This window comes from Streptomyces sp. CNZ287, from assembly GCF_007827615.1.
This window is the reverse complement of sequence record NZ_VISV01000014.1, coordinates 99,970-114,616: the sequence shown is the minus strand read 5'-3', so window position 1 is coordinate 114,616 and position 14,647 is coordinate 99,970. Positions and strand designations below refer to the sequence as shown.

At 70.8% G+C, this 14,647-nt stretch carries 13 protein-coding genes, 1 tRNA gene and 1 pseudogene; 9 read left to right on the top strand and 6 right to left on the bottom strand.

The genetic code is table 11. The features are described 5' to 3' along the window. Nucleotides 1-12: 12 nt before the first annotated feature. Nucleotides 13-1,149, bottom strand: coding sequence for a sn-glycerol-3-phosphate ABC transporter ATP-binding protein UgpC (locus FB457_RS23800; RefSeq protein ID WP_145783186.1), 1,137 nt, complete (start codon nt 1,147-1,149; stop codon nt 13-15). A 178-nt stretch (nt 1,150-1,327) separates the two neighbouring features. Here FB457_RS23800 and FB457_RS23795 point away from each other — a divergent pair. The 3 genes from FB457_RS23795 (at nt 1,328) to FB457_RS23785 (ending at nt 3,711) form a co-directional block, all read left to right on the top strand. Then, nucleotides 1,328-1,404, top strand: a tRNA-Thr gene (locus tag FB457_RS23795). A gap of 200 nt (nt 1,405-1,604) precedes the next feature. Next, complete coding sequence (locus tag FB457_RS23790; RefSeq protein WP_047016393.1) at nt 1,605-3,107, top strand: MDR family MFS transporter; 1,503 nt, start codon at nt 1,605-1,607, stop codon at nt 3,105-3,107. A gap of 184 nt (nt 3,108-3,291) precedes the next feature. After that, a complete protein-coding gene (locus tag FB457_RS23785) occupies nt 3,292-3,711 on the top strand; it encodes a hypothetical protein (protein WP_486589118.1) in 420 nt (139 codons plus the stop codon). A gap of 128 nt (nt 3,712-3,839) precedes the next feature. Here FB457_RS23785 and FB457_RS23780 read toward each other — a convergent pair whose 3' ends face one another. After that, a complete protein-coding gene (locus FB457_RS23780; RefSeq protein ID WP_047016391.1) occupies nt 3,840-4,928 on the bottom strand; it encodes an amidohydrolase family protein in 1,089 nt (362 codons plus the stop codon). Between the two features lie 286 nt (nt 4,929-5,214). Continuing rightward, nucleotides 5,215-5,859, bottom strand: a complete 645-nt coding sequence (locus FB457_RS23775) for an FMN-dependent NADH-azoreductase (RefSeq protein ID WP_047016390.1) — start codon at nt 5,857-5,859, stop codon at nt 5,215-5,217. 97 nt (nt 5,860-5,956) lie between these two features. Here FB457_RS23775 and FB457_RS23770 point away from each other — a divergent pair, with 97 nt between their 5' ends. Continuing rightward, nucleotides 5,957-6,616 (top strand): TetR family transcriptional regulator, encoded by a 660-nt coding sequence (locus FB457_RS23770; protein ID WP_145783185.1) that lies wholly within the window; start codon nt 5,957-5,959, stop codon nt 6,614-6,616. On the opposite strand, the pseudogene FB457_RS23765 reads toward FB457_RS23770, so the two are convergent. Both FB457_RS23765 and FB457_RS23760 read right to left on the bottom strand, forming a co-directional pair. Then, nucleotides 6,610-7,199 (bottom strand): annotated as a pseudogene (locus FB457_RS23765) (Uma2 family endonuclease). The gene FB457_RS23770 and the pseudogene FB457_RS23765 sit on opposite strands and share 7 nt — an antisense overlap. A 214-nt stretch (nt 7,200-7,413) precedes the next feature. After that, the gene (locus tag FB457_RS23760; protein WP_186462037.1) at nt 7,414-8,745 is read right to left on the bottom strand and encodes a family 4 glycosyl hydrolase; all 1,332 of its coding nucleotides are present in this window, start codon (nt 8,743-8,745) and stop codon (nt 7,414-7,416) included. A 117-nt stretch (nt 8,746-8,862) separates the two neighbouring features. Between FB457_RS23760 and FB457_RS23755 the strand changes: the two genes are divergently transcribed. After that, nucleotides 8,863-9,456 (top strand): zinc ribbon domain-containing protein, encoded by a 594-nt coding sequence (locus FB457_RS23755; protein WP_078898272.1) that lies wholly within the window; start codon nt 8,863-8,865, stop codon nt 9,454-9,456. A 37-nt stretch (nt 9,457-9,493) separates the two neighbouring features. Here the strand turns inward: FB457_RS23755 and FB457_RS23750 are convergent, their stop codons facing one another. Beyond that, nucleotides 9,494-10,252 (bottom strand): DeoR/GlpR family DNA-binding transcription regulator, encoded by a 759-nt coding sequence (locus FB457_RS23750; protein ID WP_047016386.1) that lies wholly within the window; start codon nt 10,250-10,252, stop codon nt 9,494-9,496. Nucleotides 10,253-10,370: 118 nt separating this feature from the next. On the opposite strand from FB457_RS23750, the gene FB457_RS23745 reads away from it, so the two are divergent. From FB457_RS23745 to FB457_RS23730, 4 genes are read left to right on the top strand one after another with little or no spacing between them, the layout of a single operon-like run. Beyond that, nucleotides 10,371-11,471: a carbohydrate kinase family protein gene (locus FB457_RS23745; RefSeq protein WP_145783183.1), complete on the top strand. Its 1,101-nt coding sequence runs from the start codon at nt 10,371-10,373 to the stop codon at nt 11,469-11,471. Nucleotides 11,472-11,486: 15 nt separating this feature from the next. Further along, complete coding sequence (locus FB457_RS23740; protein WP_486589117.1) at nt 11,487-12,917, top strand: type 2 periplasmic-binding domain-containing protein; 1,431 nt, start codon at nt 11,487-11,489, stop codon at nt 12,915-12,917. Further along, nucleotides 12,917-13,819 (top strand): carbohydrate ABC transporter permease, encoded by a 903-nt coding sequence (locus FB457_RS23735; RefSeq protein ID WP_047016384.1) that lies wholly within the window; start codon nt 12,917-12,919, stop codon nt 13,817-13,819. The genes FB457_RS23740 and FB457_RS23735 overlap by 1 nt, the downstream gene beginning before the upstream one ends. After that, entirely contained in the window at nt 13,816-14,640 is an 825-nt protein-coding gene (locus FB457_RS23730; RefSeq protein ID WP_047016383.1) for a carbohydrate ABC transporter permease, read from the top strand. The genes FB457_RS23735 and FB457_RS23730 overlap by 4 nt, the downstream gene beginning before the upstream one ends. Nucleotides 14,641-14,647: the final 7 nt, after the last annotated feature.

Sequence of the window (14,647 nt, the reverse complement as noted above, 5' to 3'; positions counted from 1 at the left end):
GGCGGCGCTCAGTCAGTCGCTGAGGCGCTCGCCGGTGGAGGTGGAGAACACGTGCGTCTCGCCGGAGCGCGGGACGATGTGGAGCGTGGAGCCCTTCTCCGGCACGGCGCGGCCGGAGACGCGGACGACCAGGTCCTTGTCCTCGCCGCCGACGTTCGCGGAACCGTAGACGTAGGCGTCGGCGCCCAGCTCCTCGACGACGTTCACCGTGACCGGCAGACCGGCGGGGGCGCCGTCCTTCTCCTTCGACAGGGTCTTGTCCGCGGGCGTGTCGCCGTTGGCGATGTCGAAGTGCTCGGGACGGACGCCGACGGTGACCGTGCGGTCGCCCTTGTCGGAGGCGGCGGACAGGGCCTCGCGGCTGACGGGCACGACGCTGTTGCCGAACTTGACGCCGCCGTCGGTGATCGGCACCTCGACGAGGTTCATCGCGGGGGAGCCGATGAAGCCGGCGACGAACAGGTTCTCCGGCTTGTCGTACATCTCCCGCGGCGTGGCGACCTGCTGGAGCAGGCCGTCCTTGAGCACCGCGACCCGGTCGCCCATGGTCATGGCCTCGACCTGGTCGTGGGTGACGTACACGGTGGTGACGCCGAGGCGGCGCTGCAGGCCGGCGATCTGCGTACGGGTCTGGACGCGGAGCTTGGCGTCGAGGTTCGACAGCGGCTCGTCCATGAGGAACACCTGCGGCTCGCGGACGATCGCGCGGCCCATCGCGACACGCTGCCGCTGACCACCGGAGAGCGCCTTCGGCTTGCGGCCGAGGTACTCGGTGAGGTCGAGGATCTTGGCGGCGTCCTCGACCTTCTGCCGGATCTCGGTCTTCGGCACGCCGGCGATCTTGAGCGCGAAGCCCATGTTGTCGGCGACGGTCATATGCGGGTAGAGCGCGTAGTTCTGGAACACCATGGCGATGTCCCGGTCCTTCGGGGGCAGGTGGGTGACGTCGCGGTCGCCGATGTGGATGGTGCCGGAGTTCACGTCCTCCAGGCCCGCGAGCATCCGCAGGGAGGTGGACTTGCCGCAGCCGGACGGGCCGACCAGGACGAGGAACTCGCCGTCCGCGATGGAGATCTCCAGCTCGCTGACCGCGGGCTTTTCCGAGCCCGGGTAGACCCGGGTGGCCTTGTCGAACGAAACCGTTGCCATGGTGTTTCCCTTCACCGGCAGGAACGTGCCGGACGATCCGAGTAAAGGATGTGGTCCAGTCCACTGAGTGAACCTTGGCGCTGACCGTACCTGCCGGTCAGGCCCCTTGTCACCACCTGGAAGGTCCCGAAAGCGCATCACCGCGCCACGCGGCGCCCCGGTTACACTTCACGGGCGCGCCTCCTTAGCTCAGCCGGTCAGAGCAACGCTCTTGTAAAGCGTAGGTCGTCGGTTCGAATCCGACAGGGGGCTCCAGAGGGGACCTGACCTGCACGTGTCCGCTCGTCTGCCCGCGGCGAAATGGGGAGGCGGCGGCACCGTCCCGCGTGCGACTCTGGTACGCCGATGAGTTCCGGCGTGCCCGCCGGTCTGTCTTGGTGGAACGACCGAGACATCCAGTCCGCGGCCCCCGGCTGCGAGGTGACTGTGATCAGGAACCCCAGCGAGGAGCTGTCATGCGAGTGGCGATAGCGAAACGTTTCTCCGCAGACGAAGCGGCGGAAGGCCGGACGCCGACCGTGGTGCGGCTGCTGGTGCTGGCGACGTTCGTGGTGATCCTCAACGAGACCATCATGATCAACGCGATCCCGCGGCTGATGGAGTCCATGGACGTCACCGAGCAGGCGGCGCAGTGGGTGTCCACCGCGTTCATGCTCACCATGGCCACCGTGATCCCCGTCACGGGCTGGTTCCTCCAGCGGGTCACCACCCGGCGCGCGTACGCCGTCGCCATGAGCACGTTCCTCGCCGGCACCGTCGTGTCGGCCGTCGCCCCGACCTTCGCCGTGCTGCTGGCCGGCCGGATCGTGCAGGCCGCCGGGACCGCCGTGATGATGCCGCTGCTCATGACCACCCTGATGGCGGTGGTGCCCTCGGAGCACCTCGGCAAGGTGATGGGCCACGTCACCCTGGCGATGTCCACCGCCCCCGCGCTGGGCCCGACCGTGTCCGGGGTGATCCTCCAGGCCGGCTCGTGGCGGCTGCTGTTCGTCGTGGTGCTGCCGATCGCCGCGCTGGTGACCGTCTTCGGGCTGCGCAAGCTGGAGAACATCGGCGAGCCGCAGGTCAGCTCCATCGACTGGGTCAGCGTCGGAGTGGCGACCCTCGGCTTCGGCGGCCTGGTGTACGGGCTGAGCCTCATCGGCGAGCACGACCGCAGGAGCACCGGCATCGGCATCGCCGTGGCCGGCCTCGTGGCCGTCGGCCTCTTCGCCTTCCGCCAGCTCCGGCTCCAGCGCAAGGGCACCCCGCTGATGGACCTGCGGACCCTGCGGTACGGGGCCTTCACCCGGTCGCTCGCCGTCATGTCCGTCGGCTTCCTGGCGATGATGGGGTCGATGATCCTGCTCCCCCTGTACCTGCAGAACGTCCGCGGCCTCAGCCCGCTGGAGACCGGCCTGCTGGTCATGCCGGGCGGTCTGGCGATGGGTCTGCTGGGCCCGACGGTGGGCAAGGTGTTCGACCGCTTCGGCAGCCGCGGTCTGGTGGTGCCGGGCTCGGCCGGCATCGCGGCGGCCCTCTTCGGCTACAGCCAGATCTCCATGACGACGCCGTACGGGCTCATCCTCGCGCTGCACGTGATCCTCATGATCAGCCTGGCGGCGACCTTCACCCCGGTCTTCACCCTCGGCATGGGCGCGCTGCCCCCGCACCTCTACTCCTACGGCAGCTCCATCCTCGGCACCCTCCAGCAGGTCGCGGCGGCCTTCGGGACGGCGCTGGTCGTGACGGTGATGTCGTCCCGCGCCACGAGCCTGGTGGACGCCGGCATGGCCCCGGTCCCCGCCCAGGTCAGCGGCATGAAGCTGGCCTTCGGCGTGGCGGCGGCCCTGGCTGTGGCGATGATCGCCCTGGCCGCGACCCTCCCGCGCCGGGTGGAGACCCCGTCCGAGGACGACGCCGCCCCCGGCACCGAGCCGGAGAAGGCCCCCGCCCCGGACGACCGGGTCCCCGCCTGACGAGCACCCCGCCTGCGCCGGCCGGCGACAAGGTCCGTCGGCCGGCGCAGGCGTGCTCTGCCCGGCGGGTGGGGAGTTCCCGTCCTGGGGAGGGGCGGGAACCCGGCAGGGGCGCCGGTGCGTCGCTCTTCTTGCGGGACGTGACGTACCCGGGGATGGGGTGGTTGGGGTGGATCCGGTTTCTGTGGGGTTACTCGTGGCGCTCGCCGGTGGGGCCGGCGGCGAGATGGGGCGGGACGCCTGGGCGGGGCTCGTACGGTTGGTGCGGATGCCGTTCCGGCGCGACGGCGGGGACGACGCCGGGGGCAGTTCCGCGGAGGCGGAGCTGACGCGGCTCGCCGAGGAGCCGGCGGACGAGGCGCGCGCGCAGGCGCTGAGTACGGCGCTGGCCGTACGGGCCGCGCTGGACGGGGAGTTCCGGGCCGCGCTGCAGACCTGGCACGAGGAACTGCCGCCGCTGCCGGGAGACGGCGCCGACTCGGTGAGCAACAGCGTCAGCGGCCAGGTCTGGTACGGCCCCGTCGTCCAGGGGCGCGACTTCCACGCAGCGGACGGCATTCACATCCAGTCGGGCACCCCGCCACCGGACGCTCCACAGCGGTAGCAGTACGAGTCGGACGATCTGCGGCCCGCCCGACAGCGGCGCCAGGACCGGGCGGACACGGCGACAACCAGATGGCGTCCCACCGCTGATCAACTGCTGACCGCCCGCGTCCGTCGTTCCCGTACGCGCTACGCCTCGCAGATCTCCGGCGCGCGCTCCTTGATCCCCAGCAGGTCGAAGTAGTTCTGCCCGAGCGCGATCCGCCGGAACGCCTCGTCGCCCATCGCCTTGTTGATCCGGCTGGTCACCTCCAGCTCCTCCTTGTAGACCCCGAAGCTCTTGTCCCGCGACGCGACGAAGTCCGTCCCCGGGATCGCCTGCTCCGGATACGCGTCGAAGAGCGCGGCGTACTTCGCCCGCACCCCCGGCTTGCCGAAGTACATGTCCTCCAGCACCCGCCAGCTCAGGTCGAGCGTGAGGTTCGGGTGGCGCTCCAGGAGCCGCGCCATGAGGGCGACGTGCTCGTCCGGGTCCATGGCCGACAGCTCCTTGGAGAGCCCCATGTGCGCCCAGACGATCTTGTTGTGCGGATAGAGCCGCAGCACGCGCTCCATCAGGTGCAGATACCGCGTCGGGTCCCGGTCGTTGCCGAGGTCGGAGTGGATGGTGATCGGCATGTCGCGGCGGCGCAGCTCGGCCATGAACGGCGCCCAGCCGGTGATGTCCGCCTCGTCCGCGGGCTCGTGCTTGTTGGGCAGCAGGGCCTGCTTGATGAGGTTGACCTCGCCCATCCACTGGAACATCCCCGGGAACTCCCTGTCGAGCTGCCGCATCCCGCCCACGACGGTCTCCGGGTGGGCGAGGTCCGGGTACGTCATGGACAGGGCCAGGTCGACGTCCTCCTGCTTGTGCTCGACGACGTTCTCGGCGTTGACGAAGTCGTTCTTGATGCTGGGGAGCACGGGCGTGCCGGGGCAGTCCAGGTAGTAGGTGCAGGGGGAGTCCACCGGCAGCTTCTGCCCGATGCCGAAGACGCCGGCGTGCCGTACGCCGGTGCGCTTGAGGTAGCCGACCACCTCGCGGAACGGGACGGCCTCGCCGCCGAAGGGCCGGAAGTGCAGGTGCCCGTCGACGACCGAGGTGTACGGCTGGGTGCGGCGGTCGAAGCAGTCCTCCCCGGCCGCGGAGGCGGCGGACCCGGCGGTGGGCCCGAGGACGACGACGGCGGCGAGCCAGGTCGTGGCGGTGACGGCGGTCCTGCGACTCACGTACGGCACGCGGATCCCCTTCGGCGGTGGAGCGGGTGGAGCGACGACGAAGGGATTGTGTGATCACCGGGAGGTGAGCGGGAGCCCGCCCCGCCGCGCGGCGGGGCGGATGACCGAAACGGGCTACGACCGCGGGGCGCGCGGTGCGCGTGGGGCGTACGTACGGGGCCGTGCCGTACGTACGCGCGGGGCCGCGGGCGGCAGGGGCGCGGAGCGCGCGCGGGCCGTACGGTACGCGGTCCCGCGCCTCACGTACGGCACCCGCAACCGGCCCGCCCGCGCCCCGCCGCCCTCCTCACGCGCGCGCCGCCGCGTCCGCCAGGACCCGCCCCGCGCCCCGCGCGGCCTGAAGCGCCTCCTCGTGCACCCGCGCGGCCTCCTCGCGCAGCGCCTCCATGCCGGGGGTGCTGGCCGCCAGCGTCAACTCGCGCTCGATCACGGTGAGATCGGCCTGCCACAGGTCGACCAGGACCCGCCGCAGATACGGGGTCGAGTGGTCCCAGCCCGCCCGGGGCGCGCCCGGCTGGTAGCCGCCGCCCTTGCTGGTGACCAGCACGGTGGGCTTCTCCTTGAGCACGGGGGTGGTGGGCCCGGCGGCGTTGATGACCAGGTCGGCCCAGACCTTGAAGTGCTGGGAGACGCCGTAGTTGTAGAGCGGGACGGCGAGCAGGACGGCGTCGGCGCGGTCCAGCTCCGCGGCGAGCGCGGCGGCCAGCTCCATGGCCTGGAGCTGCGCGGGGGTGCGCTCGGGGGCGGGGGTGAAGCCGGCGGTGGTCGCCAGCGCCCAGGCGTCGGCGGGGAGCGGGGCGGTGCCGAGGTGGCGGCGCTCCACCGGGGTGCCGGGGTGGGTGCGGGCCCATTCGGCCTGGACGGTGTCGGCTATCTCGGCCGAGGCGGAGGAGCCGGGGAGGATGCTGGCGTCGATGCGGAAGAGCTTCATAGGGGTTCGTCTCCGTATGCAGGGGGTTGCGCGTGTTGCGCCGGACTCGCGAACCAGCATAAGCGGACTTTACCCCGGTTATATTCCTGACGATACGGTGGCGACCGTGGACGGTGACCTGATCCCCCTGGGGCGACCCCGCGCGGAGCGCGCGGACGCGGCACGAAACCGCAGGCTGCTGCTGGATACGGCCCGCCGGATGATCGCCGAGGAGGGCGCCGAGAACGTGACGATGGACGGCCTCGCGGAGCGGGCCGGGGTGGGGAAGGGCACGGTCTACCGCCGCTTCCGTACGCGGGCGGGGATCTTCGTCGCGCTCCTGGACGAGGAGGAACGCGGCTTCCAGCAGCGCGTGCTCTCCGGCCCGCCGCCGCTGGGCCCGGGGGGCGATCCGGTGGACCGGCTGATCGCGTACGGCCAGGGCCGCATCACGTTCCTGATCGACCACCACGCGGTGGCGCGCGCGGCGCTGGGCAAGAACCGGCCCGTACCGGTGGCGCTGCCGGGGCTGACGCAGGTACACATCCGCCTGCTGCTGGAACAGTCAGGCGTGGCCGCGGACCACCTCGACGCCCTGACCTTGCAACTCACCGGGGCATTGGAGGGCCCGGTGCTGCTCTACGTCGCGACGCCCGCCCCGGAGGAGGGGGAGGCCACGCGCTACCTCGGGGCGCTGGCGGAGGGCTGGAAAGTCCTGGTCACGCGGGTCTGCCGCCCCTGGGCGGAGCCGACCCGCAGCGGCCCGGCCGGTCAGTAGCTGAGGGTGAGGTCGATGTCGATCTCGTACGGGAGCGAGAGCTTCAGCCGGTCCGTGTGAATTCCCGTGAGCATGTAGTTCCGGGTGGCATCGTCCAACTGGTAAACGTGCACGACTGCTTGCTCGCGCTTTCTCTCGACCCGCCAGAAGTGCTGAATGCCCGCCTTCGCGTACTTCAGCGGCTTGGTCTCCCGGTCCCGGTCGACGGATTCGGGCGAGACGACCTCGACGGCGAGGAGCACGTCCTGGGCCTGGAAACTGGTCTGCGCAAGTGTCGTCGCCGCGTCCTCCGGACCACGACGAGGTCGGGCTCGGGCCGCTGCTGCCGGCTGATCACGACCGTCATCTCGCGTAGCACCGCCAGGTCGTCCGGGACTGTACGCAGGAGACTGTTCTCCAGCATGCGAATGGTCACGCTGTGGAAAATGGTCTGCGGCGTCGTGAAAACGAGGCTCCCGTCGATCAGCTCCGTGTGCGGAGGCAGGTCGGGGAGCGTGTCCAGGTCGTCGGCCGTATAGCCGCCGGAAGGCGGCATCGGCCATGCCGGGGTCGTGTGCACCGGCTTCTTCGGTGCCACGCTCATATCAGGTGCTCCCATACGACGGATCCTCGCTCGTACGACCAGCGTATTCATCGGGAACGCGGATCTCGCCCCTCGAACGAGTGACCCACCTTCGCTGCCTTGACGCCGAAGGGGGCGCCGGTCCCGCCGACCGGCGCCCCCGTGCCGGGCCGCCCCCCTCGGGCCCCCGTGCCCGGCTGTCCCCTCCGGCCGCCCCCTCGGGCCGGCGGGGCTGTCAGATGCCGCGGGACGTCAGGATGCGGTCGGCCGCGTTCACCGAGTCGACCAGGGGGTGCAGGGCCACCGCCCGGAGGGCCTTCGCGCGGCTGCCCGTGTCCGCCGCCGCGATCGTGGCGCGCTCCACGTCCTTCAGCGTCAGCATGAGGCCCAACTGGTCCGCCGCCGCCGGGCGCGTCGGGAACGGGTGGGCGCCCTGGGCGTCCACGCGGCAGGGGACCTCGATGACCGCCTCCGCGTCCAGACCCGGGATCGTGGTGCGGTTGGGGACGTTGAGGATCAGGGTGGCGTGCTCGTCGCGGGAGATGGCGCGCATCAGGGCCAGCGCGACCCGGTCGTAGCCGCCGCCGTCGAGGTCGCACGTGTCGCGCTGCCAGCCGCCGGTGCTCTCCCGGCTCTCCGCCATGTACGTCGCCTCGCGCTCCTTGCGCGTGCGCTCCCACACCGCCGCCGCCTCGCCCGGGTCGGCGGCCGCCGCGGCGTAGAACGCCGCCTGCTGCTCGCGCAGGAACTCGCCGCGGGTCGCGGGCGCGTCGCGCAGGGCGGCGATGGCCTCGCGGTTGAAGTAGTAGTAGTGCAGGTACTCGTTGGGCAGCGAGCCCAGCGCCTGCAGCCACTCGGCGCCGAAGAGCTTGCCCTCCTCGAAGGACTCCAGCGTGGCCGGGTCGGCGAGCAGCGCCGGGAGGCGGTCCTCGCCGTCGACGAGGATGCGGCGCAGCCAGCCGAGGTGGTTGAGGCCCACGTAGTCGAGCTCGGTGCGATCCGGGTCGACGCCCAGGGCGCGGGCGGCGCGGCGGGCCATGCCGACGGGGGAGTCGCAGATGCCGATGACGCGGTCGCCGAGGAGGCGCTGCATGGCCTCGGTGACCATGCCCGCGGGGTTGGTGAAGTTGATGACCCAGGCGTTCGGGGCGACGGCCGCGACCCGCTCGGCGATGTGCATGGCGGCGGGTACGGAGCGCAGCCCGTACAGGACGCCGCCGGCGCCGACGGTCTCCTGGCCGAGCAACCCCTCGGTGAGCGCGGCGCGTTCGTCACGGCTGCGGCCCTCAAGGCCGCCGGCGCGGATGGCGGAGAAGACGAAGTCCGTGTCGCGCAGGGCGTCGTCGAGATCGGTGGTGGTACGGACCGCCGGCGGCCGGGCGCCTCTGGCCTCCCCGTCCGCCGCGTGCTGCGCGAGGACGGCGCCGATGGCTTCCAGGCGCCGCGGCTCCGTGTCGTACAGGACGAACTCGGTGCACCGCCCCGACTCGTCACCGCTGTCTTCGAGCAGGGCCCGGAACACCAGCGGCACGCGGAACCCGCCACCGCCCAGCACTGTCAGCCTCATCCGATTACTCCTTGGGTGCAGATCACGGGCTTGCACCGAGACGGGATGTATGCCCGCGGTCGGGTGCCGCCATCTCTTGCGTGTCGCGTTGTCAGTGGGGATGCGTAGGTTGTCGTCATGTCACGGTTCCGGCTTGGTCCGACGCGTGCGCAGGAGGTGCTGCTCACCGAGCACTGCCGGCATGCGCGATCCGTCTGGAACCTGGCCGTGGAGCAGCACTCCTGGTGGACGCCCCGGAGGGGACCGGCGCCCGGATTCGCGGCGCAGGCACGGCAGTTGACCGAGGCGGGGGCAGCGAGTCCGTGGCTGGCGGCCGGGTCGCAGATGGTGCAGCAGCAGGCGCTGCGGGACTTCGCGCAGGCGATGACCGACTCCTTCGCCGGTACGCATGGCAGGCCGACCTGGCGCAAGGCAGGGGTGCACCAGGGGTTTCGGATCGTCGCGGTCCAGCCCCGGGACGTGCGCAGACTGTCGCGCAGGGTGGGCGCGGTGCGGGTCCCGGAGAATCGCGAGAGCCAAGCGACCTTCGCCTGCCGCCGATGCGGGCATCGCGGCCATGCCGACGTCAACGCCGCGGTCAACATCCGTCATGCCGCGGTCGACACCGGCACAGCCGCCGGGCGGGCGGTGGTGCTGCGCGGGGAGGGTACTACCCGGGGAGCCGGGCCTGTGAGCCGCGAACCTCAACGCGATCTCCTCCTTTCCGGGTGAGACGAGCGGCGATCCACGCCGGCCGGGGTGATGGACGTCAAACCGTGACTACCTCCACACCGGCCTCACCGAAGGCGGCGAGGGTCACCGGGTCCGATGACGTGTTCGTGATGAGCATGTGCACGTCCTCGGGGCCGCAGATGCGGACGAGCCCCGAGTCGCCGGGGAACTTGCCCGCACTGGCGAGGAGCACCACCTGCCGGGACGCCTTGATCATGGCGCGCTTGACCGGGACCTCGACGTGGGTGCTGTCCAGCACGCTGCCGTCGGGGAGGATGCCGCTGGCGCCGAGGAAGAGGCGGCCGACGTAGAGCTCACGGAGGTTGGACTCGGTGAGTACGCCGACGACCGAGCGGTAGTTCCGCCGGACCTCGCCGCCGAGCAGGATCAGGGTGACCGCGTGGTCGTCGCGGAGTTCCTCGTAGACCGCGAGATTGCTGGTGACGATCGTCACAGGGCGGCCGCGCAGCCGCTGGGCCAGGGCCAGCGTGGTGGTGCCGATGTCGAGTAGCACCACGTCGCCGTCCTCGATCAGCTCGGCGGCGCGGGCGGCGACCGCCTCCCGGCCGCCGGGGTCGTCGTCCGCGACCTCGGCGAAGGGTCTCTCGTCGTCCGCGCGGGCCGCCACGGCGCCGCCGTAGACCCGGGTGAGGCGGCCGGCGCGGCCCAGTTCGGTGAGGTCGCGGCGGGCCGTGGCCTCGCTGACGCCGAGCCGCTTGGCGATGTCCCGTACGGGCAGCACGCCCTCGTCGCCGAGGATGCTGAGCAGCTTCTCGTGGCGCGTCTCTCGCAGCATGGACCGCAATGTACTCCACGTGAGCGAGTTTGCGCGAGTGTGAGTGACCTCTTGCAAATTCCGTCGCGGCGGTGCAAGGTGTCGCTCAATGTGAACCACGAGCAGGAAGGACACGCCGTTGAGCACACCCTCGGCGGTCCGCACAGCGATCGACCCGCTGGCGGGCACACGCGCTCCCGGCGATCCTGAGCACGACGTTCTCCTCACCGGCACCGTGTTCATGGACATCGTCTTCACCGGACTCGAAGGCGCGCCCGTGCGCGGCAGCGAGAACTGGGCCCGCGGCATGGGCTCGAGCCCGGGCGGCATCGCGAACATGGCCACCGCGCTCGCCCGCCTCGGGCTGCGCACCACGCTCAGCGCGAGCTTCGGCACCGACCTCTACGGCGACTACTGCTGGGAGAGCCTCTCCGAGAGCGAAGGCGTCGACCTCAGCCCGTCGCGGCGGCTGGCCGGCTGGCACTCGCCGGTCACGGTCTCCATGGCGTACGAGGGCGAGCGCACCATGGTGACGCACGAGCACCCCGCGCCGCCCCCCGTCTGCGCCACGCTCCCGCGCGCCCGCTCCGTCGTGGCCTCGCTGGAGGCGGGCCGGGACGAGGAGTGGGTACGGCAGGCGCACGCGCAGGGCTCCCGCGTCTTCTCCGACGTCGGCTGGGACGAGACCGGCCGCTGGGACCTCAACGCGCTGACCGGGCTCCGCTACAGCCACGCCTTCCTGCCCAACGCCGCCGAGGCGATGCAGTACACCCGCACCGAATCCCCGGAGCAGGCGGTACGCGCGCTCGCCGAGCTGGTGCCGATCGCCGTGGTGACCAAGGGCCCCGACGGCGCCGTCGCCGTCGACGGCGTCAGCGGCGAGACCGCCGACGTCCCCGGCCTCCTCGTGGACGCCCTCGACCCCACCGGTGCCGGCGACGTGTTCGTCGCCGGCTTCATGACCGGAACACTGGCGGGCTGGCCGCTCGCCGACCGGCTCGCCTTCGCCAACCTCACCGCCGCGCTGTCCGTACAGCACTTCGGCGGCTCGCTCTCCGCGCCCGACTGGACGGAGGTGGCCGCGTGGTGGATCGAGGCCGCCGCCCGTGCCAAGGCGGGCGACGCGGACGCCGCCGAGGTGGCCCGGCGGTACGACTTCCTGGACGGCCTGGTCCCGGCCCTGGCGCGGCAGCGGCCGCGCCGGCGGGCCATCCCGACCATCGGCTTCCGGGACGAGTAGAACGAAGGAGTTCTGATGGGATTGCGCAACAAGGGCGGCGGTAGACGGCGGACCAAGGCACTCGTGCCCGCCGCGCTCGCCGCGGGACTTGCCGTGATAGCCGCCGGCTGCGTGCCCGGCACCGACGGCTCCGGCGCCGTCGATGGCGGGGGCGCCGGCGGCGCGGGCGGCGTACCGGACCCGGCGAAGGCGGGGAACGTGACGCTGACCGTATGGGACCAGGAGGTCCGCGGCGGCACCAACGCCGAGCTGGAGCAGCTCAACAAGGAGTTCCAGGAGAAGTACCCGAACGTCAAGATCAAGCGGGTCTCCCGGAGCTTCGACGACCTCAAGACGACGCTGAAGCTCGCCCTGTCGGGCAACAAGCCGCCGGACATCGTCCAGGCCAACCAGGGCTACCCCGACATGGTCGCCTTCGTGCAGGCCGGGCTCCTCATGCCGCTCGACAACTACGCGGGCGTCTACGACTGGAACACGCGCTATCCCAACACCCTGCTGAACCTCAACCGGGTCTCCGCCGACGGCAAGCAGTTCGGCACCGGCAGGCTCTACGGCATCTCCCAGACCGGCGAGTTCATCGGCGTCTACTACAACAAGGAGAAGCTGGCCGACGCGGGCATCGAGCCGCCGAAGACCTGGAAGGAGTTCACGGACAGCCTCGCCACCCTCAAGGACGAGGGCGAACTGCCCATCCAGTTCGGCAACCTCGACCAGTGGCCCGCCATCCACAACTTCGGCGTGCTCCATGACCAGCACGGCGCCGCCGAGGCGCGCGACACCGTCCTCGGCCGCGGTGACGGCTTCGACAACGCGTACACGAAGGACGCCGCCGCCGAACTCGCCGACTGGATCGACAAGGGCTACCTGCCCAAGGACGCCAACGGCCGCGGCTACGACGACTCCTACAAGCAGTTCGCCGACGGCGAGGGCGGCTACCTGATCGCCGGCACCTGGCTGCAGGCCGACCTGAAGAAGCCCATGGGCGACAATCTCGGCGTCATGGCGCCGCCGCCCGCCAGCGAGGGCGGCAACCCGACCACCACCGGCGGCCAGGGCCTGTCGTGGTCCGTCACGTCCAAGTCCGCGCACCCCGACGTCGCCGCCGCGTACCTCGACTTCATCACCGACGAGCACGCCGCGGACGTCATGACGGAGAACGGCGTCCTGCCGGCCGTACCCGGCAAGGCGGCCGACGAAGTCGACCCCGACAGCCCCGACGGCCAGATGATCGCCGCCTGGAAGCGGCTCAACGCCGACGACGCTCTCGTCCCGTACCTGGACTACTCGACGCCGACGTTCTACGACACCGTCTCCGCGGGACTCCAGGACCTCATCGCCGGCAAGACGTCGCCCGACGGCTTCGCGAAGAAGCTCCAGGACGACTACGGGCCGTTCATGGAGAAGCAGCGCGGCGACGGCGCCGGCTCCGAGCCTGCGGGGTCGTGATGAAGTCCCTCACCGCCGGCTACGGCCGCCGCGCGCCGGGCGAACCACGCGCGGTCGGATACCTGTACGTCCTGCCCGCGCTCGTCATCTACGCGCTCTTCCTGCTCGTCCCCTTCGGGCAGTCCGTCTGGCTGTCGTTCCTCCACTGGGACGGCCTCACCCGGGCCACCTCCGCCGGGTTCTCCAATTACTCCGACATATTCACCGACCCGTCGCTGCGCGCCCCCTTCGGGCACGCACTCGTGCTGCTGATCTTCTACTCGCTGCTCCCTGTCTGCATCGGCCTGCTGCTCGCGGCCGCCATGTCGCGCATACGCATACGCGGCATGACGTTCTTCCGCACCGTGCTGTTCCTGCCGCAGGTGCTGGCGATGGTCGTCGTCGGCGTCGCGTGGCAGTCCATCCTCGCGCCCGACGGGCTCCTCAACGACGTCCTGCGCGCCGTGGGCCTGGACTCCCTGGCCCGGCCCTGGCTCGGCGACTACGACTGGGCGCTGCCCGCCGTCGGCATCGTCGGCACCTGGGTCATGACCGGTCTCTGTCTCGTCCTCTTCCTCGCGGGTGCCCAGCGCATCCCCAAGGAGCTGTACGAGGCCGCACGGCTGGACGGCGCGGGCGCGTTCCGCGAGTTCTTCGCCGTCACGCTGCCGGCGCTGCGCGCCGAGATAGCCGTCGCGCTGACCCTGACGATCGTCGCCGGACTGCGCAACTTCGACCTCATCTACGTCATGACGAGCGGCGGGCCCGGCGAGGCCACCTCCGTACCGGCGTACGAGGTCTACCACCGCGCCTTCGAGCTGAACCAGGTCGGTTCCGCCGCCGCCGTGGGCGTCGCGCTCACCGTGCTGATCTTCACCCTGACCGTCACGGTCTCCCGGCTCGTCGAAGGGCGGCGCTCATGAGCACCAAGATCGAACGCACCTTCACGTACGGCATCCTGTCGATCTTCGCCGTCATCTCCCTGACGCCCGTCATCGGCATCCTGTCGACCGCGTTCGGCGAGAAGGGCTCGCTCAACACCGGCTTCTCGCTGCCCGAGTCCGGCCTGAGCTGGAGCAACTTCTCCGACGCCTGGAGCCAGGGCAACTTCGGCAAGTACCTCGGAAACTCGATCCTGGTGGCCGTGGTCGTGGTCACCGTCGCGACCGTCCTGTCGATCCTGGCCGCGTACGCCTTCGGGGTGATGCGCTTCCCCGGCTCCAACGTCCTCTTCTACGTGTTCGTCATCGGCCTCACGCTGCCGCAGGAAGCGCTGGTCGTACCGCTCTACTTCGACCTGCGGCACTACGAGATCACCGACACGTACTGGGCGCTGATCCTGCCGCAGACCGCGCAGTCCCTCGCGTTCGGCGTGTTCTGGATGCGGACCTACTTCCGCAACAGCGCACAATCCGTCATGGAAGCGGCCCGCGTCGACGGCGCGAACAGCTTCACGACGCTGTGGCGGATCCTCGTCCCCATGGGGCGGCCGGCGATCACCACCATGATCGTCATCACCTTCATGTGGACCTGGAACGAGTTCCTCATGGCGCTGGTCATGATCAGTGAAGAAGGACTGCGCACCGTACCGCTGGGACTGGCCTTCTTCCAGGGACAGCAGACCTCCGACACCTCGCTGCTCGCCGCCGCGGCCGTGCTCATCGCACTGCCCGTCGTGGTCGTCTACATAGCGCTGCAGCGGCGGTTCATCGAGGGAATGCTCACCGGAGCAGTGAAGGAGTAAGAGAGTT